This is a genomic window from Abiotrophia sp. HMSC24B09 (genome assembly GCF_001815865.1).
GTDB lineage: Bacteria > Bacillota > Bacilli > Lactobacillales > Aerococcaceae > Abiotrophia.
Genome location: NZ_KV822210.1, coordinates 268,509 through 277,749, shown reverse-complemented (window position 1 = coordinate 277,749; position 9,241 = coordinate 268,509). Strand labels below are relative to the sequence as shown.

Genomic DNA, 9,241 nt, shown 5'->3' with positions numbered 1-9,241 from the left:
GTGGGTGGCTCCTTTCTTCTAGTTTAGTGAGTGGGTGCTAGGCCTAGTTATAGGCATAGACTTCAGTGACTTTGGTTTCGGTGATAGGGTGCTTAACCAGTGTGCCCACTGCATCGCGCACCGCTGTCACATCTTCAAGTGAGGCATTAGCCACCACATGACCTAGGCTGACGTTTTCCTTCTTCTTGTTTTCGTCGATTGAGGTCATTTGGAGGGTGCCCTTAACGAATGATCGTGCCATTGTAATTCGCTCCTTTGTTTTGATTTGTAGCTACACTTATATATAGGGTGGGGACGAAAAAAGTGTTACCTCCCTATTAGTAGTATGAAGTTTCTACTTAGCGCTGTCATATCATTATACTTACCTAACCTGATTACTATAGACAAGAAATTGAATCATCTTGATTATATTTCTATCTAGTAAATAAAAAGGCAATACACCTATGTTAACTTGCTATTTACCCATTTTGTGATACTCTTATCCTGTACGCACAAACGAAAATATAACCGTACAGGAGGTGATAGTGCTTTTGAAGAATGCTATGTTTATCTTAATGCTTTTGTTCATGACGTATCTTTTCACACTAGTAGCAAACCATTCTATTAGTGAATTCTCACTAATCTTGGTGTGCAGATATATTACTGACATGTTTAAGACAAATTCGGTCGAGCCAACTTCCAATCAAAAGCTCTAGCATCATTGACGATGCACCTATATAAATATAGCTACTCACTGATTCAGTGAGTAGCTTTTTTAGCGCCTATATCCACGTAGGTTACTCAGAAATTTATAGTATGTTTTCCTACTAATCCCTAGCATCTTCGCCTTCTCCGTCACCGTCCATCGGGTGTCAGCGGCCACCTTGAAGAACTCGTATTCTTCGGTGCTTAGCACCCGTTCAGCGTCTGCCATATATTCCACCAGTGACAGCTCACTCACCTGGTCTACAAGCCCAAACTCATGCTGACTCCCATCCGTCAGCACTTCTACCTTCCGATAGCTATCTCGCTTCAACAGCCACCATAAATAGCGCGTAAGGGCTGGCTTAGCATAGCCAACGAAACGCCCACGTTCCGCCTCATCCAAGGCATTGCCACGAAACTTGCTCGCTAGATCAACTAACTTGATATAGAGCTCATTGTAATAGCCCCCATATTCATCCCGCTGCCTATGCACCCCCTGCTTATGCAACACATGATGAATCACACTACCATACATCTCAACCAGGACTTCCTGGTCTAACATGTCTGGTCACTCCCTAATATATAAATTCCTATAGTCCTATCAAATAAAATCTAGCCCTTCCCACCTCAAGTATCCAACTGTAAGTCCTATGAGAAGGGAGCATCCGTGATAGTCAATGAGTTTATCAACTACCTCTCTAATCCCCTCACCCCCTGTCCGTCGGCGAGTACCCGGTTCCATAACACTGCGGTCCCAATGTCAAGACCATTGCCCCAATGCCGTAGGGTAGCCTTGACATTGGGACCGCAGTGTTATTCCACACGACCACCGACCGGACAGGGGGTGAGGGGATTAGGTATGGCCACCGACCCCAGATCAGCCCACTGTCCAGAGGCCCGAGTCCAGCGCCGGCTGCGCTGGTGGGGTGTGGGGCTAGCCCCACGGGAAACCCTTGAGTCAACCTCTAGCCTAGCTAGACAGCCACCACCCCACGCCAGGGGCTAGTTACTAGCCTCTGGCTTAGGCAAGCTGAGACAAGCTCCTAGCCCCTTCTGCGGGTTGGGGCGCAGGCCGAGCCCGCAGGTCACTAAAAAGCTGTTAAGTGCAAGGTACAGACATTCAAGGGCTTTGGGCGTATAATAGAAGTGTCCCCCTGAGTGACACACTACTTTCATTTCAGCCTAGAACCCCTCCCACATTTTGGGAGGGGTTCTTCTTTGTCTTCTAACTCCCCAGATGATAAGCCTGGGTCATAAGGGCGATTTCCCGATTTTCTTTTGGACTAGCCAATAAGTCAACTAGCTGATCATAGAGTTCGGGGTGATAACGCGCTTCAATGCGTTGGACCACCAGGGCATAGAGTTCGGATAGATAGTAGTCCACATTCAGCCCTGTCAGGAAGGCTCGGTCTAGGCCTCGGATACATTCCGCAAAGGAAAGCGGGTCTGTCTGTCGGGCCACTAGATCTGCTACCTTTGGTCGAAGCTGAACACCGACCTCTTTCATCACGATGAGAACGGCCTCTAAGCAAGTCAAGGCGTCGGATAAGGCATAGTCACTGCCTGCCTTAAGCAGCTTAATCAGCTGACGATGCAGGTTGGTAATCTTCCCTCCCCCTCTGGCCAGGTGGGGCCCTGTCTCTAGGACTAACATACTGAGTTTGACTACTTCCTCGGCTAGAGCCGTATGGCAAATCACGATTGGAGTGACATAGCCCTCATAGGCGACTTCTAGCGCATCATGGGGACCATGCCTGACGATCTGATAACGTGCATAATCTGGGCCGGCCACTTTCTGGTGGCGACGGATACTCTGGCCAAAGACCTGGGCATCATCTATGCCATAGTCGCGGAAGGCCACTAGGGCTTCTTCCGCTGTGACTTGGGCCTCTTGTAGTGTCTCTAACAATTGCCCCTTTCGGTGGGGGTTGTGGGGTTCTAATTCGGCAAATTGTAATTCAAACATAGTGTATCCCTCTTGTTGTGCGTTGCGGTAAGGCTAGCGGTTTGACTGTTCCCAATTCAAGCAAACCGCTGAGATGTAACGAATAGGATCCTTGGCCTTATTCTTGCTAGCCAAGTTAATAGCGTCTTGGACCTTACTAGCCCCTAGTTTGCGGGTCCATTGATTCAAGGTCTCAGTAATAGATGGCGTGATAGGGCCAAAGGCCATAGTGAAAGCTGATTGAACCAACTTCTGCCCTGTCTCAACACCGCTAGCGCTTAGTGGTGTCGATGGCCTACTTGCCATATTAGCTGGAGGCTCTTGCTTGATGAATCGTGCAGACGATTCGTTATGACGTGTCGTCTGCACGATTGGTCCTGACGATTCTTCATTGTCATTGTATATTTCATTGTATTGATTTATCTCATTGTCATTGTCTTTGTCATTCTGATTTTGAGCCTTGAGACCCCGACGCTGGAGTTCTGCCTCAATCAGTTTCAGGATTTGCCCGTCCACTTCCCGTGTCGAAAGCTCTAGGAAGTCGGCCATGGCCTCATGTAGATGTAGGAGTAAGCCGCCGTCGACCACTTCTTCAAGCTCCCGCTTAAGCAGATCAAGTACAGGCTTACCACCCTTGATGATGCTAGACTTGAGGTAGCCTAAGATGGCCACCTCTTGCGTTGCATCAGAATAGACAATATCGTGGTATTTGGTCTGGAAACGATCCAGTAAGACGGCAATGGCTTCTGGCGTATAGCCAATTTCAAAGGACATGGTGCGCCTTGGTAAGGCATAGACGCCTAATTGACTGGAGTGCGGATTAGTCCGCAGATAGAGGGCAAAGAGCTTGTCCTCTGGCGAATAGGAATCCAACACTTGCCCGTCGCTCCAAAAGCGCGTGTCAATCAGCCGCTTAATTGGCATGGGGCTCATCTCCCATAGGTACCGGCACCCCATTCGCATTGAGAATAGCACGAGTTAAGGCATCTGACGGAATCCAACGTTGCCAGAATGCGACGACTGTGTCCTTCTGATCCATCTTGACCATGTGGTAGCGAGGCACTTCAAAGCAGAGCTTAAAATCGGCTTCAGCTTCTTGAAAGACCTGATAGCGTAAGCGAAGGTTGCGATAGGCGGGGGCATTGGGCCCGCCGAGAATTTGCGTTATCTTGGTTTTGCGGGTTAAGTCTAGAGCGCTCGCAACGGCTGGCGTCACATAGGCCGTTGACACTTCAGTCTCCATACGGGCTACTTTCTTCTCTAGATGTTGGAGCTTGTCAGCCAGCTTGGCTCTTTCAACCTCCAAGTCATAGATACGCGCTTGCAGTTTCTTTTCCATTTGGGGTCCCTCCCTGATTTGATATGTTAATCTTTGAACTTATATACTTGCAGTCTACTGGGCCTAGCGGATGGCTTCTTAGATTTTCTGTGTCTCCATATAGTGCTGCAAATCATTTCTGTCATAGTAGACTCTGTTCCCTAGCCAGATTTCCGGCAGACCATTAGCCACCCATGTCTTGAGGGTGCGATGGCCGATACCGAAGGTCTCCATGACTTCATGTTGTGTCAGATAAGCCTTGTGTTGACTCGCCTCTAACTGACTGACACGTTGGGATAGTGTAGCAAGCAGGTCATTCATTTTCCCCGCATAATTCTCCCAAAGATAATCAGCTAATTGACTCATTAAGGCATCAGATTGTGTAGGCATCTAGTATCACCGACTTTCAAGCCGAGCGCTTAGTCTTGTCACCCTCTCGCCTGAAGAAGATTTGTAGTAATACCTGATCAGGTAATTTGAGGGCTCTGGCAATGGCAACTGCCACGTCCAATGACGGATAACAGCGATAGCAAGTTATTTTGCTGATGGTGGTACGACTAACGCCTGACCGTTCAGCTAAATCGCTCTGCGAGTAACGACATTTCATCATCTCTTCAACCAGAAGCTTCTGGTTAATGTGATCTCGCATAATAATTCCCCCTTTTTATGTAAAACGTTTTCTTGTTAATTACAATATACACCCATTATCAACCTTTGTCACGCGTTTTTTATTCGAAATTTAAAAGCTGTTAATTGCACTTAACAGGCTTTAGGAGTATAATGAGTGTGGAAATAGTTCCAAATGCAGGAGGTGAAAGAAACTTGAGCAGATTAAGAAAAATAAGGGAATCAAGAGATTTGTCGCAAAAACAACTGACCCAAATGGCCCAGATTGAGAAATCAGCTGTGTCCCGTTACGAGCGTTTTTCATTGGAAAAAGCTCGTGTGGATGTGGTAGAGAAATTGGCCGATGCCCTGAATGTCTCTCCCGCCTACCTAGTAGGTTGGTCTGACGACAAGGATAGCAAGCGCAAAGGCAACCATAAGGCCACTAGCTCGCGCCTTATTCGCCACAAGAAGAATTTGTCCGTGGTGGACGGCCTAAGCGAGACCAATCGCCTGGTCTATTCAAGCGAGAAAGACCCCTTGAAGTTCCTCATGAACCCTGATAGCTATGTCACCCTCTATTCCAAGGACGACAGCATGCTACCTGAGATCCAAAAGGACAGCCTAATCTTCGTCAATCAGCAAGCCAAGCCTAAGGTAGGCGACCGCCTAGCCTTATTCGTGACCGGCATCGAACACCCGCTGATTCGCATCATGGATACCCTGGGCGACCAGGTAATCTATAAACCCCTAGATCCAAGTGCCACGGTCTACACGGCCGAGCAAGTAGCCCGCATCATCGGGCGTGTGATTTATACGCTTAATACACCGAACTAACCTCAGATAAGGCATCATTCTTTTCTAGCCTAGCGGATGGCCACGAAAGGATGAATGAAATGAAAGTTAGTAAGTATCGCAAGAAAAATGGGGAGACGGCCTGGAGGGTGGACATTCACCTTGGGCGCGACCCACTCACTGGAAAGAAGCGTAATACAACGCTTCGTGGCTTTAGTACAGAGAAACAGGCCTATTTAGCTGGTACAAGACGCTTGACCGAAAAGCGTATAAAATCCGGCGGGACTAGTGTTACCTTTGAAGAAGTCTGTGATGAATGGCTAGAAACTTATCGCCTAACCGTTAAGGAGAGTACCTTTACCTCCCAACTCTTCATTATCAATCGCTATATCTTACCAAAATTGGGAGATATGCGCGTGAAACAAATAACGCCTCAGCTCTGCCAAGAAGCTGTGAACCATTGGTATTCAAACTATAAGAATTACTCTAATATGATAGGACTTGCTTCTCGTATTCTTGAATACGCGCGGGTACACCTCCAACTCATTCGAGACAACCCTATGAAAGATACTATTCGCCCCAAGCGTCGCCTTAAGATAGACGAACGCAAGTACGAGGCACCCTATTATAGCCGTCAGCAACTCCTCTACTTTCTAGAATGTGTGGAGGAACTGGGCGACCCTCAAGCTAGCGTTGTCTTTCGTATCATTGCCTTTACCGGCATGCGTGAAGGTGAAGTCGTTGGTCTCAAATGGACTGACTTCAACGAGTCTAAGGGTACTCTGACCGTGAGACGATCTGTTGCACGAGGCGAAGACTATAAACGTATTCTACAGACACCGAAGACTCCTGCTAGTCAACGCGAAATCTCCTTAGACCCGGTCACTATCAACGTGCTTAAGCGGTGGAAGAAAGAGCAAAGAAAGATACTTTCTTCCCTAGGCTTCAATATTTTCTCCAAGGAACAGTTCATCATTTCCGATGAGAACAATAACTTTCAGTATGCGGGCTACCCCTATGCCCTGCTCAAGAAGTTACGGAAGAAGTCAGATATCGACTATATCACAGTCCACGGCTTACGCCACACGCACTGTACTCTGTTGATTGAGTCCGGTATTCCAATAAAGGAAGTTCAGAAGCGTCTAGGACACGAAAACAGCGATATGGTTATGGAAGTATACTCTCATATCAATAAAGACCGTATGGGCTCTATCGGGTCAGACTTCGCAAATTTTGTAGAAAAATAAGTAAGGCAAATGGGAATGCCTTACCGTTACCACTATTATTCACTAACTAAGCGGTAAGTCAAACGGTAAGTCATTCCCTATTTTTAAGCACAAAAAAACACCCCACACAGAGTGTAGGGTGCTCCACAAACGTTGATATAATCGTATTGATTAACGTTTTGAGAATTGAGAAGCTTTACGAGCTTTCTTAAGACCTGGCTTCTTACGTTCAACCATACGTGGGTCACGGGTCAAGAGACCTGCAGCCTTCAGAGCTGGACGGAAGTCAGGATCAACAGTTAAGAGCGCGCGTGCGATACCGTGACGGATTGCACCGGATTGGCCGTTGAAGCCACCACCGTTAGCGTTCACCAATACGTCGTATTGACCGAGAGTTTCAGTCACAGCGAATGGTTGTTTGATTACTTCGTGTAAGTGAGGGAATGGAATGTATTCTTCCAATGTACGACCATTGACAGTGAATACACCAGTTCCGGGCACTAAACGTACACGAGCAACAGAGTTTTTACGACGACCTGTACCTAAGTATTGTGCTTTAGACAATGTGGTTCCCTCCTTAAATTAATGATTGGATGTCCAATGCTTGAGGTTGTTGAGCAGCATGATTGTGCTCAGCACCAGCGTAGACATGTAATTTAGTGAATTGACGACGACCTAAGCGGTTGCTTGGTAACATCCCTTTGATAGATTGTTCTACCAAACGAACTGGGTTCTTTTCACGTAATTCACCAGCAGTGATTTGTTTCAAACCACCTGGGTGGCCAGTGTGACGGTAGTAAATCTTGTCGGTTGCTTTCTTACCGGTCAAGGCTACCTTATCAGCATTGACGATTACGACAAAGTCACCCGTGTCAACGTGAGGGGTGTAAGTCGGTTTGTTTTTACCACGTAAAATTGATGCCACTACAGCAGACAAACGACCCAATGGGACATCTGTTGCGTCTACAAGCACCCAGTTACGTTCAACTTCGTTTTTCTTAGCCATGTATGTTGTACGCACGATAGTTTCCTCCAATATAAATCTAGTTGTTTGACATTACTATTGAGTTTCCGGGGCTCATAGTGGGGCAAACAATACCGTTATCCATATTAACGTGATTTGCCCCAAAAGTCAATAGTATTTGCCAAATTCCTCCCCCAAAAAAGATTACAAACGCATAACAGCGAAAAGGTGGACTTAGGCCCGTCCTTACGGTAAAGTAAAGGGGACTTGAAACACGTTTTTATAAGGAGAATTCACATGACACATCCTAGCTTCGACGTCCTCGTGGTCGGCGCCGGTTCCAGTGGCCTCATGGCCGCCATTAATGCCGCCAGCCAAGGGGCCCGCGTCCTCCTTCTAGAGAAGAATAAGCGGCCCGGCCGCAAGCTCCTGCTATCAGGTGGCGGGCGCTGTAACGTCACCAACCGAACCAGCCGCCAGGACCTGATTGCCCACATTCCCGGCAACGGTAAATTCCTCTATTCAGCTCTCAATCAATTTGACCAAGATGACATTATCGACTTCTTCCAGTCCCGGGGCGTCGCCCTCAAGGAAGAGGACCACGGCCGCATGTTCCCGGTGACTAATTCGGCTCGGACCATTCTGGATACCTTGCTGGCTGAGCTGGAGGCCCTAGATGTCACCATCCGGTACGAAGCGCCCGTTGAGCGCCTGCTTCTGAACAAGGAAGCCGGCCGGGTGCGCGGTGTCCTACTGGCTAGTGGCCGGGAGGTGCTAGCGCCTGCGGTGGTGCTAGCAGTGGGCGGCCGCGCCTATCCTAAGACCGGGGCCACCGGCGATGGCTACGCCTGGGCGCGGGCTGCCGGCCACACCATCGAGCGCCTTTATGCTACCGAAGCTCCACTCTTGAGTCAGGATAGCTTCATTGTAGACAAATCCCTACAAGGCGTCTCCCTGCGTGACGTGGCGGTGACAGTCTGGGATGTAGTGGGAGCTCCTTCTACCTCTCCCCAAGCCCAAACAGCCGAAAACACGCCTACCAAACAATCTAGCACCCCCGCCAAGGCTATCGTCACTCACCAAATGGACATGATTTTCACCCACTTTGGCTTCTCAGGTCCTGCCATCCTACGTTGTTCCGGCCACGTCAACCTGTGGCTCTTTGCCCACCCGGAAGCCGAATCCTGCCTGCTAACGGTCAACTTCCAGCCTAACCTGACGCAGGCTGAACTGAGCGCTCAGGCAGAGGTCGGCCGCGACAAACAGCTGCTTACCTTGCTTAAGCAGTGGGTGCCTGAGCGCCTGGCCTTGGTCCTCTGCCAGCAATTAGGGGTAGCGCCAGAGACAGCCTTCAAGCAGCTGACCCACGCCCAAGTCGCCCAGCTCTGGCAGCTGATGACGGCCTTTCCACTAAGCGCGACCGGCTCTCAACCTCTGGAAAAGGGCTTCGTGACTGGGGGCGGCGTCTCCACCAAGGAAGTCAACCCTAAGACTATGGAGTCCAAGCTGACCCAAGGCCTTTTTTTCTGTGGCGAATTCCTGGATATTAACGGCTACACCGGTGGCTACAACATCACCGCCGCATTTGTGACCGGCACCATCGCCGGCCAATACGCTGCCTGGAAAAGCTTCGAGCTACAAGGCTGATCATTTAATAACTTCCTGCCCGAGCTAGTGGTCCACTCTTCAAAGTGGTCCACTAG

Annotated in this window: 12 protein-coding genes; 3 read left to right on the top strand and 9 right to left on the bottom strand. The window is 48.8% G+C overall.

The genetic code is table 11. The annotated features are described in order from the left end of the window. Window positions 1–43: 43 nt before the first annotated feature. The 7 genes from HMPREF3093_RS07545 to HMPREF3093_RS07515 all read right to left on the bottom strand — a co-directional run bounded on the left by HMPREF3093_RS07545 (window position 44) and on the right by HMPREF3093_RS07515 (window position 4,554). Window positions 44–241, bottom strand: a complete 198-nt coding sequence (locus tag HMPREF3093_RS07545; protein ID WP_023391804.1) for a DUF1659 domain-containing protein — start codon at window positions 239–241, stop codon at window positions 44–46. A 513-nt stretch (window positions 242–754) separates the two neighbouring features. Then, entirely contained in the window at window positions 755–1,246 is a 492-nt protein-coding gene (locus HMPREF3093_RS07540; RefSeq protein ID WP_070756375.1) for a hypothetical protein, read from the bottom strand. 663 nt (window positions 1,247–1,909) lie between these two features. After that, the gene (locus HMPREF3093_RS07535; protein WP_070756374.1) at window positions 1,910–2,650 is read right to left on the bottom strand and encodes a hypothetical protein; all 741 of its coding nucleotides are present in this window, start codon (window positions 2,648–2,650) and stop codon (window positions 1,910–1,912) included. A gap of 33 nt (window positions 2,651–2,683) precedes the next feature. After that, the gene (locus HMPREF3093_RS07530) at window positions 2,684–3,553 is read right to left on the bottom strand and encodes a DnaD domain-containing protein (RefSeq protein WP_070756373.1); all 870 of its coding nucleotides are present in this window, start codon (window positions 3,551–3,553) and stop codon (window positions 2,684–2,686) included. After that, entirely contained in the window at window positions 3,543–3,968 is a 426-nt protein-coding gene (locus HMPREF3093_RS07525) for an ORF6C domain-containing protein (RefSeq protein WP_070756372.1), read from the bottom strand. The genes HMPREF3093_RS07530 and HMPREF3093_RS07525 overlap by 11 nt, the downstream gene beginning before the upstream one ends. A gap of 78 nt (window positions 3,969–4,046) precedes the next feature. Beyond that, window positions 4,047–4,313, bottom strand: a complete 267-nt coding sequence (locus HMPREF3093_RS07520) for a helix-turn-helix domain-containing protein (protein ID WP_180363289.1) — start codon at window positions 4,311–4,313, stop codon at window positions 4,047–4,049. Between the two features lie 40 nt (window positions 4,314–4,353). Continuing rightward, window positions 4,354–4,554: a helix-turn-helix transcriptional regulator gene (locus tag HMPREF3093_RS07515; RefSeq protein ID WP_218970170.1), complete on the bottom strand. Its 201-nt coding sequence runs from the start codon at window positions 4,552–4,554 to the stop codon at window positions 4,354–4,356. Between the two features lie 215 nt (window positions 4,555–4,769). On the opposite strand from HMPREF3093_RS07515, the gene HMPREF3093_RS07510 reads away from it, so the two are divergent. Together HMPREF3093_RS07510 and HMPREF3093_RS07505 are read left to right on the top strand one after the other, a co-directional pair. Then, window positions 4,770–5,390: a helix-turn-helix domain-containing protein gene (locus HMPREF3093_RS07510; RefSeq protein WP_180363288.1), complete on the top strand. Its 621-nt coding sequence runs from the start codon at window positions 4,770–4,772 to the stop codon at window positions 5,388–5,390. Window positions 5,391–5,449: 59 nt separating this feature from the next. Next, window positions 5,450–6,595, top strand: coding sequence for a site-specific integrase (locus tag HMPREF3093_RS07505; RefSeq protein ID WP_070756368.1), 1,146 nt, complete (start codon window positions 5,450–5,452; stop codon window positions 6,593–6,595). 150 nt (window positions 6,596–6,745) lie between these two features. Here HMPREF3093_RS07505 and rpsI read toward each other — a convergent pair whose 3' ends face one another. Together rpsI and rplM are read right to left on the bottom strand one after the other, a co-directional pair. Next, the gene (gene rpsI / locus HMPREF3093_RS07500) at window positions 6,746–7,138 is read right to left on the bottom strand and encodes a 30S ribosomal protein S9 (protein ID WP_035363993.1); all 393 of its coding nucleotides are present in this window, start codon (window positions 7,136–7,138) and stop codon (window positions 6,746–6,748) included. A gap of 13 nt (window positions 7,139–7,151) precedes the next feature. Then, window positions 7,152–7,595 (bottom strand): 50S ribosomal protein L13, encoded by a 444-nt coding sequence (gene rplM, locus HMPREF3093_RS07495; protein WP_083316312.1) that lies wholly within the window; start codon window positions 7,593–7,595, stop codon window positions 7,152–7,154. Between the two features lie 240 nt (window positions 7,596–7,835). Between rplM and HMPREF3093_RS07490 the strand changes: the two genes are divergently transcribed. Further along, window positions 7,836–9,185 carry a BaiN/RdsA family NAD(P)/FAD-dependent oxidoreductase gene (locus tag HMPREF3093_RS07490; protein ID WP_070756367.1) on the top strand — a complete coding sequence of 450 codons (1,350 nt, stop codon included), beginning with the start codon at window positions 7,836–7,838 and terminating at the stop codon, window positions 9,183–9,185. Window positions 9,186–9,241 lie beyond the last annotated feature (56 nt).